The organism is Kitasatospora sp. NPDC057692, assembly GCF_042799475.1.
GTDB lineage: Bacteria > Actinomycetota > Actinomycetes > Streptomycetales > Streptomycetaceae > Kitasatospora.
On sequence record NZ_JBHVIV010000005.1, the window covers coordinates 128,895 to 143,458 of the forward strand.

At 76.3% G+C, this 14,564-nt stretch carries 14 protein-coding genes and 2 pseudogenes; 9 read left to right on the top strand and 7 right to left on the bottom strand.

Going from position 1 to position 14,564, the window contains the following annotated elements:
* Positions 1 to 75: 75 nt before the first annotated feature.
* Positions 76 to 2,139 carry an NPCBM/NEW2 domain-containing protein gene (locus tag ACFVFS_RS04710; protein WP_380620277.1) on the top strand — a complete coding sequence of 688 codons (2,064 nt, stop codon included), beginning with the start codon at positions 76 to 78 and terminating at the stop codon, positions 2,137 to 2,139.
* A 131-nt stretch (positions 2,140 to 2,270) separates the two neighbouring features.
* On the opposite strand, the gene ACFVFS_RS04715 is transcribed toward ACFVFS_RS04710, so the two are convergent.
* A complete protein-coding gene (locus ACFVFS_RS04715) occupies positions 2,271 to 3,491 on the bottom strand; it encodes a sensor histidine kinase (protein ID WP_380620115.1) in 1,221 nt (406 codons plus the stop codon).
* 633 nt (positions 3,492 to 4,124) lie between these two features.
* Positions 4,125 to 4,559 (bottom strand): CBS domain-containing protein, encoded by a 435-nt coding sequence (locus tag ACFVFS_RS04720; RefSeq protein WP_376084759.1) that lies wholly within the window; start codon positions 4,557 to 4,559, stop codon positions 4,125 to 4,127.
* 213 nt (positions 4,560 to 4,772) lie between these two features.
* Between ACFVFS_RS04720 and ACFVFS_RS04725 the strand changes: the two genes are divergently transcribed.
* The 8 genes and pseudogenes from ACFVFS_RS04725 (at position 4,773) to ACFVFS_RS04760 (ending at position 11,704) form a co-directional block, all read left to right on the top strand.
* Positions 4,773 to 5,690, top strand: coding sequence for a helix-turn-helix domain-containing protein (locus ACFVFS_RS04725; RefSeq protein ID WP_380620118.1), 918 nt, complete (start codon positions 4,773 to 4,775; stop codon positions 5,688 to 5,690).
* Positions 5,691 to 5,752: 62 nt separating this feature from the next.
* Positions 5,753 to 6,220: a VOC family protein gene (locus ACFVFS_RS04730; protein WP_380620121.1), complete on the top strand. Its 468-nt coding sequence runs from the start codon at positions 5,753 to 5,755 to the stop codon at positions 6,218 to 6,220.
* 30 nt (positions 6,221 to 6,250) lie between these two features.
* On the top strand, positions 6,251 to 6,652 hold the full coding sequence (locus ACFVFS_RS04735) for an MmcQ/YjbR family DNA-binding protein (RefSeq protein ID WP_380620123.1): 402 nt from the start codon (positions 6,251 to 6,253) through the stop codon (positions 6,650 to 6,652).
* Positions 6,653 to 6,687: 35 nt separating this feature from the next.
* Positions 6,688 to 7,839: a saccharopine dehydrogenase gene (locus ACFVFS_RS04740; RefSeq protein WP_380620126.1), complete on the top strand. Its 1,152-nt coding sequence runs from the start codon at positions 6,688 to 6,690 to the stop codon at positions 7,837 to 7,839.
* A complete protein-coding gene (locus ACFVFS_RS04745) occupies positions 7,836 to 8,576 on the top strand; it encodes a TetR family transcriptional regulator (protein WP_380620128.1) in 741 nt (246 codons plus the stop codon). The genes ACFVFS_RS04740 and ACFVFS_RS04745 overlap by 4 nt, the downstream gene beginning before the upstream one ends.
* A 125-nt stretch (positions 8,577 to 8,701) precedes the next feature.
* Positions 8,702 to 9,580 (top strand): annotated as a pseudogene (gene ligD / locus ACFVFS_RS04750) (non-homologous end-joining DNA ligase); the annotation flags it as partial.
* Between the two features lie 162 nt (positions 9,581 to 9,742).
* Positions 9,743 to 10,597, top strand: a complete 855-nt coding sequence (locus ACFVFS_RS04755) for a hypothetical protein (protein WP_380620280.1) — start codon at positions 9,743 to 9,745, stop codon at positions 10,595 to 10,597.
* A gap of 33 nt (positions 10,598 to 10,630) precedes the next feature.
* Entirely contained in the window at positions 10,631 to 11,704 is a 1,074-nt protein-coding gene (locus ACFVFS_RS04760) for a hypothetical protein (protein WP_380620131.1), read from the top strand.
* 91 nt (positions 11,705 to 11,795) lie between these two features.
* On the opposite strand, the pseudogene ACFVFS_RS04765 reads toward ACFVFS_RS04760, so the two are convergent.
* The 5 genes and pseudogenes from ACFVFS_RS04765 to ACFVFS_RS04785 form a co-directional block, all read right to left on the bottom strand.
* A pseudogene (locus ACFVFS_RS04765) lies at positions 11,796 to 12,341 on the bottom strand (type 1 glutamine amidotransferase domain-containing protein); the annotation flags it as partial.
* Between the two features lie 78 nt (positions 12,342 to 12,419).
* Positions 12,420 to 12,758 carry a PRC-barrel domain containing protein gene (locus ACFVFS_RS04770; RefSeq protein ID WP_380620133.1) on the bottom strand — a complete coding sequence of 113 codons (339 nt, stop codon included), beginning with the start codon at positions 12,756 to 12,758 and terminating at the stop codon, positions 12,420 to 12,422.
* Entirely contained in the window at positions 12,758 to 13,240 is a 483-nt protein-coding gene (locus tag ACFVFS_RS04775; RefSeq protein ID WP_380620136.1) for a hypothetical protein, read from the bottom strand. Before ACFVFS_RS04775 ends, ACFVFS_RS04770 begins: the two co-directional genes overlap by 1 nt.
* Before the next feature lie 68 nt (positions 13,241 to 13,308).
* Positions 13,309 to 13,761 carry a hypothetical protein gene (locus ACFVFS_RS04780; protein ID WP_380620139.1) on the bottom strand — a complete coding sequence of 151 codons (453 nt, stop codon included), beginning with the start codon at positions 13,759 to 13,761 and terminating at the stop codon, positions 13,309 to 13,311.
* A gap of 47 nt (positions 13,762 to 13,808) precedes the next feature.
* Positions 13,809 to 14,552: a GNAT family N-acetyltransferase gene (locus ACFVFS_RS04785; RefSeq protein ID WP_380620141.1), complete on the bottom strand. Its 744-nt coding sequence runs from the start codon at positions 14,550 to 14,552 to the stop codon at positions 13,809 to 13,811.
* Positions 14,553 to 14,564 lie beyond the last annotated feature (12 nt).

A 14,564-nucleotide genomic window follows, 5' to 3' on the forward strand; every position in this document is an offset into this window, starting at 1 on the left:
CCTGGAGGAGACTTGCGAACCCCCGATGCCCGACCACGCCGCCGCTTCGCGGCCGCGCTGACCGCGCTCACCCTGATGGCCGGCGGCGGCGCCCTCACCGTCGGGCTCCAGCTCGCCACCGCTCCACCGGCCGCGGCCCTCGACAACGGCCTCAACCTGACCCCGCAGATGGGCTTCAACAACTGGAACTCCACCTACTGCGGTGACCAGTTCAACGAGGCGATGATCAAGGGAATCGCCGACATCTTCGTCAGCAAGGGCCTCAAGGCCGCCGGCTACCGGTACGTCAACCTCGACGACTGCTGGGCGCTGCCCGAGCGCGACGCGGCCGGCAACCTCGTGCCCGACCCGGTCCGCTTCCCGCACGGCATCAAGGCGCTGGCCGACTACGTGCACGGCAAGGGGCTGAAGTTCGGCATCTACTCCAGCGCCGGCGACCACACCTGCGACGTCAAGGGCTTCCCCGGCGGCCTCGGCCACGAGCAGCAGGACGCGGATCTGTGGGCCGCCTGGGGCGTCGACTACCTCAAGTACGACAACTGCCACAACCAGGGCACGGACGCGCAGACCCGGTACCGGACCATGGGCGAGGCGCTCAAGCGGACCGGCCGGCCCATCCTCTACAGCATCTGCGAGTGGGGCAGCACCGGGCCGTGGAACTGGGCGCAGCCGGTGGGCAACTCCTGGCGCACCACCGGTGACATCAGCGACAACTGGCAGAGCATGATCTCCATCGCGCAGGCCAACCAGGGCCTGGCCAACTACGCGAAGCCCGGCGCCTTCAACGACCCGGACATGCTGGAGGTCGGCAACGGCGGCATGACCGGCACCGAGTACCGGACCCACTTCAGCCTCTGGGCGCAGATGGCCTCCCCGCTGATGATCGGCACGGACCTGCGCACCGCCGAGCCGGAGACCCTGGAGATCCTCACCAACCGGGACGTCATCGCGGTGGACCAGGACCCGCTCGGCCGGCAGGGCACCGTGGTCTCCCGGGAGAACGGGCTGGTGGTGATGAGCAAGCCGCTGGCGGACGGCAGCCGTTCGGTGACCCTCACCAACGAGGGCTCCTACGACACCGCCATCAGCACCACCGCGCAGGCCGTCGGCATCGGCGGTGCCGAGTCCTACGCGGTCAAGGACCTGTGGTCCAAGCAGACCTCCACCAGCAGCGGGACGATCAGCGCGGTCGTGCCCGGGCACGGCACGGCGATGTTCCGGGTCACCCCGAGTTCGCCGGTCTCCCCGCCCACCGGGGTCACCCGGCTGAGCGACCTGCCGTTCACCTCCGTCTCCAACTTCTGGGGCCCGGTGGAGCGTGACCGCACCAACGGCGACCACCTGGCCGGCGACGGGCAGACCATCACCGTCCGCGGCGTCCCGTACGCCTACGGCCTGGGGGTACACGCCCCCAGCGACATCGGCTTCCACCTCGGCGGCACCTGCCGCAACCTGGTCGCCGACGTGGGGATCGACGACGACGCGTACGGCAACGGCTCGGTGGTGTTCCAGGTCTTCAGGGACGGCGCGAAGGCCGCGGACAGCGGCCCGGTCACCGGCCGGGACGCGGCGAAGCGGCTCACGGCCGACCTCACCGGGGCCCAGGAGCTGCGGCTGGTGGTCACCGACGGCGGCGACGGCACCGGTTGGGACCACGCCGACTGGGCGAACGTCCGGATCGCCTGCGGCGGCGGCCCGGCCGCCGGCACCCACCAGCTCTCCGACCTCGCCTGGTCCGCCGCGGGCAACAGCTGGGGCCCGGTGGAGCGGGACATGAGCAACGGCGGCAACCAGGCCCGTGACGGCTCCGCGATCACCATCGGGAGCGCCACGTACCCGAAGGGCCTGGGCGTCAACGCGTTCAGCGAGATCGTCTACTACCTCGGCGGCTCCTGCTCCGCGCTCGGCACCGACGTGGGCGTGGACGCCGAGGCGCAGGGCCGGGGCTCGGTCTCCTTCGAGGTCTACGCCGACGACACCAAGGTCGCCGACAGCGGGCGGATGACGGCCGCTTCCGGGGTCAAGCACCTCACGGCGGCGCTGGCCGGGGCCAACGAGCTGCGGCTCGTGGTCACGGACGGCGGCGACGGCACCAACAGCGACCACGCCGACTGGGCGGCGCCGGTGCTCACCTGCTGATCGGGGTGCCGATCGGGGCGGGCGCGGTGCCGAGTGGCCCTCGGCGCCGCGCCCGCTCGCCGTCGGGCGCGGCGGCGGGTGCGGCGGGCTCGGCGGGCGGCTCGGCGGGCGGCTCGGCGACGGATGGTGACTCAGCCGGTCGCCCACCCGGTCACGGCCGACGCGCCCGACGCGGCCGACACGGCCGACGCACTCGGGGCCCCGGCGGGCGAGCGGCGGGGAACCGTCACGGTCACGGCCACGCCTCCGGACCCGCCGAGGACGTCCACCCGGCCGCCGAGCAGCGCCACCCGCTCGCGCATCCCCCGTATACCGCGGCCCGGTTCGGAGCCCCGGGCGATCCCCCTCCCGTTGTCGGTGACGGTCAGCCGGGCGGCCGGACCGTCCAGGGCCAGCCGGACCTCCACCCGGGTCACCCGGCCGTGCCGACGGGCACCGGCGAGAGCCTCCTGCGCCGCGCGGTAGAGGGTGGTGAGCGTCCCGGCGTCGTGTCCCGACTCGTCACCGGTGACGGTCAGCTCCACCACCAGCCGGTCGTCGCCGAGGTACCGGACGAGCTCGGTGAGCGAACGCACCAGCGGGAACGGGCGGACCTCGCGCAGCACGCTCACCGACCCGCGGACCTCCGCGAGCGCCCGGCCGGCCGACCGCCGCGCGTTCGCGAGGGCCCGCGCCGAGGCCTCCGGCTCCAGTCCGTGGAACACCTCGGCCTTCTCCAACTGCAGGCCCAAGTCTGCCAGATGGCGACCGAGGCCGTCGTGGATCTCCCCGGCGACCCGGGCGCGCTCCTCCGCCTCGGCCAGCTCGGCGACCCGCTCCGCGTAGCGGGCCAGCCGCTCGTACGACTCCTCCAGCCAGGCCCGCGCCGCCCGCTCGCGGACCACCGACCCGGCGAGCGCCAGGGCCAGGGCCAGCGCGAGGCCGAACATCAGCACGTCCGACACGTAGGCCGGCCGCCCCCACCAGCCCGGCGCCAGGACGCTCAGGCCGGTCAGCAGCAGCCCGGCGCACCCGGCCGCCCAGGCGAGCGCGGCCCGCCGGCCGAAGGCCAGGTACGCGGTGAACGGCACCAGGACGAAGAGCGCCCGCGACACCCCGGAGCCGTCCACCGCCGCGACGGCCGCGAACAGCACCACCCGCACCGTCAACAGCGGTCCCGCGGGCAACCGCGCGGCCGGCGCCCGGTCCGGGCCGGGCGCCTCCAGGGCGAACAGGGCCAGCAGTCCCGCGGCGAAGACGGCGAGCCTGGCACCGCCGAACTCCCCGGCGGCGACGGCCGCGTGGTAGAAGCCACCGGCAAGGACCACCGTGTAGAGCACGGGCGGGATCCACCGCACGACGCGCTGTTCCATCCGTCCTCCCCAGGGGGCCGACCGGGCCGCTCCCGACCACCGCCGGGGACTGTACCCGGATTCCCGGCCGCCTCCCCTCCCCGGGCGAAAGACAGGCCGAAGGTCATGGACGGCCCGCTTCCCGACCGCGCAAACCTGGGCGATCGACACATCGTGACCCCCGCCGCCGACCTCCAGGGTCTTCGATGTCGGCTCCGGGCCCCTTCCGGATCCGGTCAGGCCTTCGACGGCAGCGGCGCGAACGCCCCGGCAATGGCCCTTCTTGACACCTGGTCAGCCCAAGGGGCCGCGGCGGGCCGGCGCCCGCGCCCGATCCGGCCCGGCCTCCCCGCCTCCCGGCCCCGGCCCCGGCCCCGGCCCCGGCGGCACTCGTCCCACTGATCGTCGGGCCGCGGCTCCGGCGGCCACCGCCGGCGGCGCCACCGCCGATCCGACCGATGCGAGGGGCGCCGCCGGCTGCCGGGTCGCGGAGCCGCGCACGCCCGGCGCGGGCGCGGGCGAGCGGCGCGGACGCGGGCGAGCGGCCGCACGGGGCGGGGCCCGCTCGCCCCGCCCCGCCCCGCCCCGGTAGGTCCGACGGCTCCGGCAGGGCCGGGGGTTCCGGCAGGTCCGGGAGTTCCGGAGGGGAGGGCGTCAGCGCTTCATGTAGACGCTGTCCATGAAGTCGACGATCTGCTGGTCCGTCAGGCGCTGGCCCTCGCGGTGGCCCATCGCCAGATCGGCCTCGCTGATCATGCCGACCAGCCGGTCGCCGTCGATCACCGGGATGCGGCGGATCTGGTGCTGCTCCATCTTCTGGAGCACGGTGTCGATGCCGTCCTCGGCGCGGACGCAGTGCAGGTGTCCGGCCAGTTCCATGGCCTTGGTGGCGGCCGGGTCCATCCCCTCCGCGATACATCGGACGATGATGTCGCGGTCGGTGATGATGCCCTTCAGCTTCTGGTCGTCGCCGCAGATCGGGAGGGCGCCGACGTTCAGGTCGCGCATCATTCGGGCCGCGTCGGCGAGGCTCTGTTCGGCGCCGACGCACTGGGCGCCGGAGTGCATGATGTCTCGGGCAGTGGTCACGGGAGCTCCTCCTCAGGGTCGTCCCCCGAGCACCGGGTGGTCCGGTGTTCCCACGCTATGCACGCCGCCGACGGTCCGCGAGCCCATCGGGCCGGGGGCCACACGCGGTCACCGCCGTCCCGGGCGAAACACGGTCGGACCCGGGCCCGGCCACTACGGAGGGCGATGCGGCGCACGATGCCGCCGACGACTCAACGGGCCGATACTGAAGGCGTGACGGACGAGTTCACCACGGCGCCACCCGGCACGGCGACGGCCGGCCGGGACCTGGTCGACGAGGCGGTCCGGGTCCGGCCCGCGACGGCGCTGCGCCCGTACGTGGCCTGGTACTCGGGCTACCGTCGGCGCGGCCTGCCGCCCGCCCTGCACCGCGGACTGCCGTCCCCGTACCTGACCTTCATCCTGACCCTGGACGAACCGCTCACCATGGCCGGTCACCCGGACCCGGGGCAGCCGCCCGGCCGGTACGCCACCCTGCTCGGCGGCCTGCACACCACGCCGGCGCTGATCAGCCACGACGGGCGGCAGTCCGGCATCCAGCTCGCCGTCCACCCGCTCGCGGCGCGAGCCCTGTTCGGGCTGCCGGCCGGGGAGCTGTCCGGACTGGACGTCCCGGCCGAGGCGGTGCTCGGGGCGGCGGCCGGACACCTCCGGGAGGCGGTCCAGGAGGCCCGCGACTGGCCCGGGCGGTTCGCGGCACTGGACGGCGCACTGCTGCGGCTGGCGCGCCCGTCCGGCCAGGTGCCGCCGGAGGTCGTCCAGGCCTGGTCCTCGCTGCGGCGCAGCGCCGGGGCACTGCCGGTGGCCGCCCTCGCCCGGGAGACCGGGTGGAGCGAACGGCACCTGCTGAACCGGTTCCGCCGGGAGACCGGACTCAGCCCGAAGGCCGCCGCCCGGGTGGTCCGGTTCGACCGGGCCCGCCGGCTGCTGGCCGCACCCGGCCCGGCGCCCCGGCTGGCGGAGTTGGCGGCGCGCTGCGGCTACGCCGACCAGGCCCACCTGGCCCGTGAGTTCCGCGCGCTGGCCGGGTGCGCGCCGAGCACCTGGCTGGCCGAGGAGGGGGCGGACGCGGCGAAGTTCCGAAACGTCCAAGGCGGGGCCACCGGGCCCGCGCCAGAGTGGGAGGCATGACGGCGGTCCGACCCGGTGCCCTTCCGGGACCGGCTCGCCACGAGGCGAAGGAGGCACCCGCGATGGATACCGGCACCACGGACACCGAGGGCACGAGCAGCGGGGCGCGCGGCGGCACGACGCCCGCTCCGCAGGTCTGGCCGAGTCTGCGGGCCCGCGACGCCCGCGCACTGATCCGCTTCCTGGCGGAGGCGTTCGGCTTCGAGGAGGTCGTGGCCTACGGCGAGGGCGCGTTCGTGGCCCACGCGGAGCTGGCCTGGCCGGAGGGCGGCGGCGTGATGCTGGGCTCCGACCGGCCGACGCCCGAGGGCGGCGAGCCCTGGCCGGGCGGGCCCGGGACGTTCAGCGCGTACGTGGTCACGGCGGACCCGGACGCCCTGCACGCGCGGGCGGTCGCCGCCGGGGCCCGGATCACCGCCGCGCCGTTCGACACGGAGTACGGCTCACGCGACTTCGCCGCCGCCGACCCCGAGGGCAACCACTGGTACTTCGGCACCTACCCGGGCGCACCGCGCCCCTCGGCGGGCTGAGCCGTGCGGCCCGGCGAGGCGGACGGCTACGTGTCCGACGACGCGCGGCCGGCCGACGCCCCGCCCGACGCACCACCCGGCGCACCGGCGGCCGTGGAGCGGCTGCGGGGCATCTGCCTGGCGCTACCGGAGGTGGACGAGCGGATCAGCCACGGCGAGCCGACCTGGTTCGCCGGTGCCGGCCGCCGGGCGCGGGTCTTCGCGATGCTCGCCGACCACCACCATGACGACCGCCTCGCGTTCTGGTGCCCGGCGGCGGCCGGTGCGCAGGAGTTCCTGGTCGCGGAGGAGCCGGAGCGGTACTTCCGCCCGCCCTATGCGGGACACCGGGGCTGGGTCGGCGTCCGCCTCGACGTGCTGCCGCTCGACTGGGAGCGGATCGAGGACCTGCTCGCGGACGCCCACGCCCTGGTGACCGGCCGGGCATCTTGACGAAATTTTTAGGTCACTCGACCTATTTTCTACTCATGACCACTTCACCGAACGCCCCCGCCCCCGCCCGTTCCACCGACCCGGGCGCCGTCGACACGCTCACCCACGACCCCCGGGGCCCCGTCCTGCTGGTCGGCGGCTACGGAACGGTCGGTGCCGAGCTCGCCCGCCTGACGGCGGCCGACCACCCCGTCCTGCTCACCGGCCGATCCCCGGAGCGGGGAACAACACTCGTCCGCGAGCTCGGCGGCGCCCCGCACGCCGCGGTCCGCCGCTGGGACCTCGCCGACCCGGCGCCCTTCGAGGCGGCGGTGAGCGCCGTCGTGGGCGTCGTCAACGACCCGGACGACCGGGTGCTGCGGGCGGCGGCGGCCGGCGGGGTGCCGTACACCGACATCACCCGCTGGACCGTCCGGCTCCAGCGGGCCGCGACCGTGGCCGCCCTGCTGCGCCCCAGCGCGCCGGTGCTGCTCTCCTCCGCCTGGATGGGCGGTGTCGTCAGCCTGGTCGCCGCCGCGCTGGCGGAGCGGCTCGGCGGGGCGGACCGGGTCGAGACCGCGATCCGCTGGGACCTCGCCGACCGGGCCGGCGCGGACTCCGTCGAGTTCATGGACCGCCTGGGGCTGGACTACGAGGTCGTCCGCGAGGGCCGCCGCCGCACGGTCGCCCCGCTGACCGACGCGGGCACCGTCCGGATCGGCGGCCACCCCACCCGGGTGGCCCGGATCGACACACCCGAGCAGTTCACCCTGCCGCTCACCCTCGGCACCGCCACCGCCACCACCCGGATCGGCTTCAGCTCCGGCCTCAGCACCCGGGCCCTGCTGGCCGCCAAGCACACCGGCTTCTTCCGCTGGGGCCGGGGCGAGCGCTGGGAGTCCGCCCGCCGAGCCCTGCTGTACTCCCCCGGCGACGGCGGCACCGCGCTCCTGCGGATCGACGTCACGCACGGCGGCCGCGGCCTCACCGCCGTGGTCGAGGACCGCGCCGGCCAGGCCCACCTGACCGCCGTCGGCGGTCTGCTCGCCCTGCGCCGCGCCCTCGGCACGGACGGTTCGGCACCCGCCCCGGCCGGGGTCTCCTTCCCGGAACAGGCGCCCCGCCCCGCCGAGGTCCTGTCCGCCCTGGCGGCCCTCGGCGTCACGGTCGACATCCGCCCCGCCACGGGCTTGAATGCTGCCGCATGAGCACCGCACCCGGCACCGGATCCGGCACCCGCCGGCCGACCACCACCCCCGAGGACCCCACCACGAGCGGCCCCGCCGCGTCGACCGATCCCGCCGCCTCGACCGATCCGGCCGACAACCCCGCGCGGACTCCCGCGGCGCGGGCGCGCGGGCGCAAGGGGGCGGAGCGGCGGGAGGCCCTGCTGGACGCGGCGGAGGGGGTGCTGGTCGCCGAGGGCGGGCCGGAGCTGACCATGCGGGCCGTGGCGGCGGCGGCCGGGGTGCGGCTCGGCCACCTCCAGTACTACTTCCCCACGCACGCCGACCTGGTGGCGGCCGTGCTGGAGCGGGTGCTGCGGCGGTCGGCGGAGCGGTTGGCCCCGCTGCTCGCCCCCGGCCCCGGAGCCGACGTCGACGACGGCCCCGACACCGCGGCGGCGGTGGTGGCGGCGCTGCTGGCCGAGCAGGAGGACGCCCGGCTGGTGCGGCTGTTCGCCGAGGTCTGGGCGCTCGCCGCCCGGGACGCGGCCGTGGCGGGCGCCGTCCGGGGGTTCTACGACGACTACCGGGACCAGGTCGCCGGCTTCCTCGCCCGGCGGCGGCCCGGGCTGTCGGAGGCCGATCGGCGGGCCCGGGCCGGGGTCTTCGTGATGCTGATCGAGGGCGCCTCGCTGTTCCGCTCCGGAGTCGCGGGCATACGGGCGCCGGAGACCGACGACGCGCTGACCCGCACCGCACGGGACCTGCTCGGGCCGTAGCCCGCACCGCCCATGCCGCCCATGCCGTCCATGCCGTCCGGGACGGCTCGCGCCACGCCCCCGCCGGGGGCAGACTGGCCGCAACGGACCCGGCCGCGACGGGACGCGCAGCCTCGGAGGCGGCGATGCCGCAGATGGTGGTCGACGGGCGCACGATCGCGCTCTCGCATCTGGACAAGGTGTACTACCCGCAGACCGGCACCCTCAAGGGCGAGGTGCTGCGCTACTACGCCGCCGTCCACGCCGCGCTGCTGCCCCATCTGCACGACCGCCCGGTGTCCTTCCTGCGCACGCCGGACGGTGTGGCGGCCGAGGTCTTCATCGCCAAGAACCCGCCCCCCGGAACCCCCCGCTGGGTGCGGACGACCGAGGTCCCGAGCAACAGCGGCGAGCTGCGCCAGGTGGTGCTGGAGAGCGGCGCCGCACTGCTCTCCCTCGTCAACCTGGGCTGCCTGGAGCTGCATGTGCCGCAGTGGCACACCGCCGCGCCCGGGCTGGCGGACCGCCTGGTGCTGGACCTCGACCCGGGCGCCGGGGCGACCGTCCTCACCTGCCGCACGGTGGCCGGCCTGCTGCGCGAGCGGCTCGCCGCGGACGGCCTGGAGGCCTGGGTGAAGACCTCCGGAGGCAAGGGCCTGCACCTGCTGGTGCCACTGGAGCCGACGCCGAGCGCCCGGGTCTCCGCCTACGCCAAGCAGCTGGCCGCCGACCTGGAGACGGCCCGCCCGGAGCTGGTCGTGCACACCATGGCGAAGGCCCGCCGCACCGGGCGGGTGCTGGTCGACTGGTCGCAGAACTCGGCGAAGAAGACCACCGCCGCGCCGTACACGGTGCGGGCGCAGCAGCGGCCGACGGTCTCGGCGCCGCTCTCCTGGGCGGAGCTGGAGGGCTCCGGGTCGGCGGAGGAGCTGGTGTTCACGATCGCCGACGTCCCGGAGCGGCTGGCGGCGCGCGGCGACCTGTTCGCGCCCCTCCTCGACCCGGCGCGTGCCCGTCCCCTGCCCGCCGCCCCGGGCCGTGCGCGTAGTGCGGGCCAGGCCGGCAAGGCGGGCAAGGCGGCCGATGACCGCCCGGCGGGCGACACCGGCGAAGCACCCCCGGAGACGCGCCCGCCAGCGCTCCCCACCGCCCGCGCGCCGGTGGTCCTGGAGCCCCCGGTGGAGGTGATGCGCCCCGCCGCCGTCCCCGCCGTCCCGCCGGCGGACGGCCTCGGCGGGTCCGGGGTGGTGTACGAGCTGAAGCTGGACGGCTTCCGCTGTGTCGCCTTCGCCCGCGGGCCGACGCGCCCGCCGTTCCTCCAGTCGCGCTCGGGGCGGGACCTCTCCGCCGAGTTCCCGCCGATCGCCGCCGCCGTCGCCCGGCTGCCGGCCGGGCTGGTGCTGGACGCGGAGCTGGTCGCGTGGCGGGGCGGCCGGTTCGCCTTCGAGGAGCTGCTGCGGACCCGCCGGGCCCGGGCCGCCGAGGACGTGGCGCTCGGGCTGATCGCCTTCGACGTGCTGGCGCTGCCCGGCCGGGACGTCCGGGGGCTGCCGCTGGCCGACCGGCGGCGGCTGCTGCTGGCCGCGCTGGCCGACGTCCCGCCCCCGGTCCAGGCCGTCCTGGCGACCACCGACCGGGCCGAGGCGCTGACCTGGATGGAGCGGCTCGCCGACACCGGGGTGGAGGGGCTGGTCTGCAAGGCGGCCGGCGCGCCGTACCGGGCCCGCGGCGCCGGGCGGGTCTGGGTGAAGTACCGGCGCGGCGACACCGTGGACGCCACCGTGCGCGCCGTCACCGGGCCGCCCGCCCGGCCGCGGGCGGTGGTCCTGGAACTGGACGACGGCCGGGTCCTGCTCTCCTCGCCGCCGCTCTCACCACCCCAGTCCCGGCAGGTGGCGGAGGCCGCGACCGGGCGGCTCGGCGCACCCGTCCACGATCCCCAGTACGGCTCCGTCCGGCCGCTCACCACCGCGCTGCGCGCCGAGGTGACCGTGACCGGGCGGCCCCCGACGGCGCTCTTCGTCCGGCTGCGCGGCGACTGAGCCCGGACCCGCACGCCAAGGGAGCCCCGCACCATGGACCGCACCGACGCTGCCGCCGCCGACCCCGGCCCCGACGCCGACCCGCCCGACGAGGACCGACCCGGCGACGGCGCGCCCGTCCACGCGGTCGGCCGGGTCGGCGTCGACTTCCGCTCCGAGGCCCGCCGCGACGGCTTCCGCCACCGGCTGGGCGCGACCCTCGGCGGGGCGCCCCCGGACCCCGGGGACGTCCGGCAGCTGCACGACCACCTCGTCCGCAACCCCTGGGCCTCGTCCGAGCTGACCTGGACGCTCTCCGTCGACAGCACCACGGTCTACGCCCTGGAGGCCGAACCCGCCGTCGCGATGGACTGGGCCGGCCCGCTCCCCGACCGCGAGCCGGACGGGAGCGACGAGGAACGGCTCGCGCTGCTGCGCCGGATCGCCGCCGCACCGCCGGTGCACCCCGTCCACCGGGCGCTGCGCGACACCCTGCTCGGCCAGTCGCTCCCGGCCGGGGACCCGGGCCGCATCGGCCGGCTCACCGTGCCCGGCCGACTCACCGACCGCTCCGCACGGCTGTTCTCCGGCCGCACGGTGCCGGTCGTCCGGGTGAGCGCCGTCGGACTGACCCGCTGGACGGAGACCCCGCTGATCGCGGCCGCCGCGGCCACCGTCGCCGGGGCCGCCCGGCAGCGCCGCCCCGCCGATGACCGCAACCACGACCCCGACCCCGACCGGGTGGCCGAACACGTCCGCGCGCTGCTCGACAGGGTCTACTACCACCTGCGCAACCCGGGCCGGAGCGCCGCCGAGCGGGCGCTGAACCACGCTCTGACCGAGACGGTCCTGACGGGCGGCCTGCTCGCCGAGGGCCCGCTCTCCGCCGACCGGGTACCCGGCGAACCGGCCCGCGACACCGCCGACGCCCCCGGCCTCTACGCCCTGGACACGGTCACCGTCGCCCGGAGCCCGTACTGCCGCACCGGCTCCGACTGCCAGGACGTGCTGGTGCGGTTCCTCGATCCGACCGACGAACGGCGCACCAGGGTCACCTACGTCTGCACCGTCGACGTGAGCGACGACCTGCCGGTCAGCCTGGCGCCGGTCCACCACTTCCTCGGTTGACCCCGTCCGCCTCCGTTCCCGCCGCCGTGTGCCGGGAAGGGGCCGCCTCGTGGGCGACGGGCCACGGCGGGTGCGGACCCCCGGCCGGGCGCGCGTGCGCGAACTCCGTCACCAGCGCCTCGTTGAAGGCCGGCAGGTCGGCCGGCCTCCGGCCGGAGACCAGCGCACCGGGCCCGTCCCGGCAGACGTGCACCGGCTCGTCGACCCAGTACGCGCCGGCGTTGACCAGGTCGGTGCGGATGCTCGGCCACGAGGTGAGGGTGCGGCCGCGCACCGCGTCCGCCTCGATGAGCGTCCACGCGCCGTGGCAGATCACGGCGACCGGCCGGCCGGCGGCGGACAGCTCGTGGACGAAGGCCACGGCGGCCCGGTGCAGCCGCAGGGCGTCGGGGTTGGCGACGCCGCCCGGCAGGACCAGCGCGTCGTAGTCGCCCGGCTCCACCACGCCGACCAGGTCGTCGACGGGGAAGGTGTCCGCCCGGTCCAGGTGCCGGAAGGCCTGCACGCGGCCGGGCCTGGTGGACACCAGCCGAGGCGTGCCGCCCGCCTCGGCGACGGCCTGCCAGCAGGACGTCAGCTCCCGCTGTTCGGCACCCTCGGGCGCCACCAGGAAGGCGACCGTGCGGCCGGTGAGCACGACGAGCCGCACCCGGATCACCCCGTCCGGCGCCCGGCCCTCACCGGTTCGGCACCCATCGGTTCACCCCTCATCGGTTCACCCCTCATCGGTCCGGCCCTCATCGGTCCGGCCCGCACCGCGCGCGTCCAGCGCCGCCCTGTCGAGGGCGACGGGCGGCGGCGCCGAGCCCACCCGGGCGCGCGGGCAGTCCAGGTGGACGACGAGCTCCAGGTGGTCGATCCGGGCGACCAGTCCGACCGGCACCAGGACCGGGGCGCCCGGCACCCACGGCCGGGTGTCCACCAGCAGGTGGTCCCCGGCGTCCTGGTCGACCCGGCCCAGCGGCCCGTCGGTCGCCTCGACCTCGTAGCCGACGAGGGTCGGATCGGCGGCGTGGTGGGAGCCCGGGCGGTACTCCCACAGTTCGGTGGTCATCACAACTCCGGATGGTCCCAGGGCCGTCGATCACGGCGGTCCTGACGGTCACGGTGCTCCTCCCGGCGCCCGCCGCTGTCCGGGTGCTCCCCCGGCCAGCCGCGGGGCCGCGGCCGGCGGTACCCGTCGTCCAGCAGGTCGTCCACCGTCTCCTCGCGGCCGCGCCGGTGGTGGCGCAGCACGGCCGAGAGGCCGGCCGCCAGCGCGACGCTGCCGACCCAGACGACGGCCGAGGCGATCGCCACGGTCCCGGTGGGCTTGCGCACCGCGACGCTGAGGCAGACCGCCGACATCACCAGTGCCGTCATCAGCACACCGACCGGCATCCGGCGGCCGACATCGCGCATCGCGCTCCCCAGCCGGCCCGACCGTTTGGCACCCATGGTGCGCAACCGCCGGTCGAGGCGGGTGTCCCGGCGCAGTTCACCCTCGATCTCGTCCAGGAGCCGCCGCTCCCGTCCGCTCAACGCGGGTCCGTCCATCTCGGTCACCTCCGGCGCTTCCGGTGACGACGTCCTCCCGTCCGGGCGAGTGCCCGGCGGGGTGCGGGCTAACCGCTCCGGCCGGCCGAGGCCGTCGAAGCGGTCGGACGGCGGTCGCCGAACGCCCGGGGGCGGGCGAGCAGGCTGTCGTCCAGCACGCGCAGCAGGGCCGCGGCGTCGCGGTGCACCTCGACGGCGCCCGCGGCCCGCAGTGCGGGCGCGGTGGCACCGACGCCGAGCACGGCGACGCAGACCACCCCGGCCCGGCGCGCCGCCCGTACCTCGGGCACGCTCCCGGCGACGAACACCGCGTGCGCGGGCTCGCCGTCCACCAGGTCGAGCGCGGTCCGGACCGGGTCGTGGCCGGGGTCGGTCACGGTGAGCGCGGGAGCACCGGCCGGCCCGGGGGCGGTCAGCACCACGGTCCAGCCTCGGGCGGCGCACTCGCGCGGCAGCTCGGCGTCGCCGCGTGGCGTCCCACGCCAATCGGCCCCGAAGAGTGCCGCCGAGACGACCGTCATGGCCCACCGTTCCCGTTCCGCACCACCTACCGGCGCGCCCTTCCAGGTTAGGCCCGCACCCCGGACCCGGCATCAGCGTCGCCGCCGCCGTCGGCCCCGCCGGCGATCCCGTCGTCGGTGGCCAGCCGGGCGTGGAGGTGCTCGTCGTGGTGGAGGCCGTCGCCGAAGCGGAAGGACTCGCGCAGGGTTCCTTCGAGCGGGAAGTCGCAGCGTTCGGCGACCCGGCAGGAGGCGGGGTTGTCGACCGCGTGCGCCAGTTCGATCCGCCGGGCGCCGGCGCGCTCGAAGCCCCAACGGGTGATCGCGCGGGTGGCCCGGGTGGCGATGCCCCGGCCGCGGGCGGCCGGCAGCAGCCAGTAGCCGACCATGGCGAGCCCGTCGGCCCGGTCGGTCCAGCGCAGGGCGATGGTACCGAGCAGTTCGGCGGCCTCGGCCTCGGTGTCGACGGCGCCGGTGGCGGCGTCCAGGATCGCGAAGTAGCCGAGACTGCCGTTCTGCCAGCCGGCGGCCCAGCGGTCGAGGCAGGCCCGGGCCTGCACCAGGTCGGCGGCGCGCAGCGGGTTCCAGAGGGCGATCTCCGGATCGGCGGCGGCCGCCGTCAGGCTCTCCACCGCACCGCCCCGGACCGCGAGCCCCGGACTCCAGGGGCGCAGGACGAGGTCGCCCAGGTCGAGCGTGGCCGGGACGAACGCGGGGCCTGCGGCGGCCGCCGGCCCGGTGGGCGTGGAGCCCGGGGACGCGGGCGGGCCCGCCGGGGAGGTGGACAGTACGGTGGAAGGTGCGGTGCTCATTCGATCTTCCTA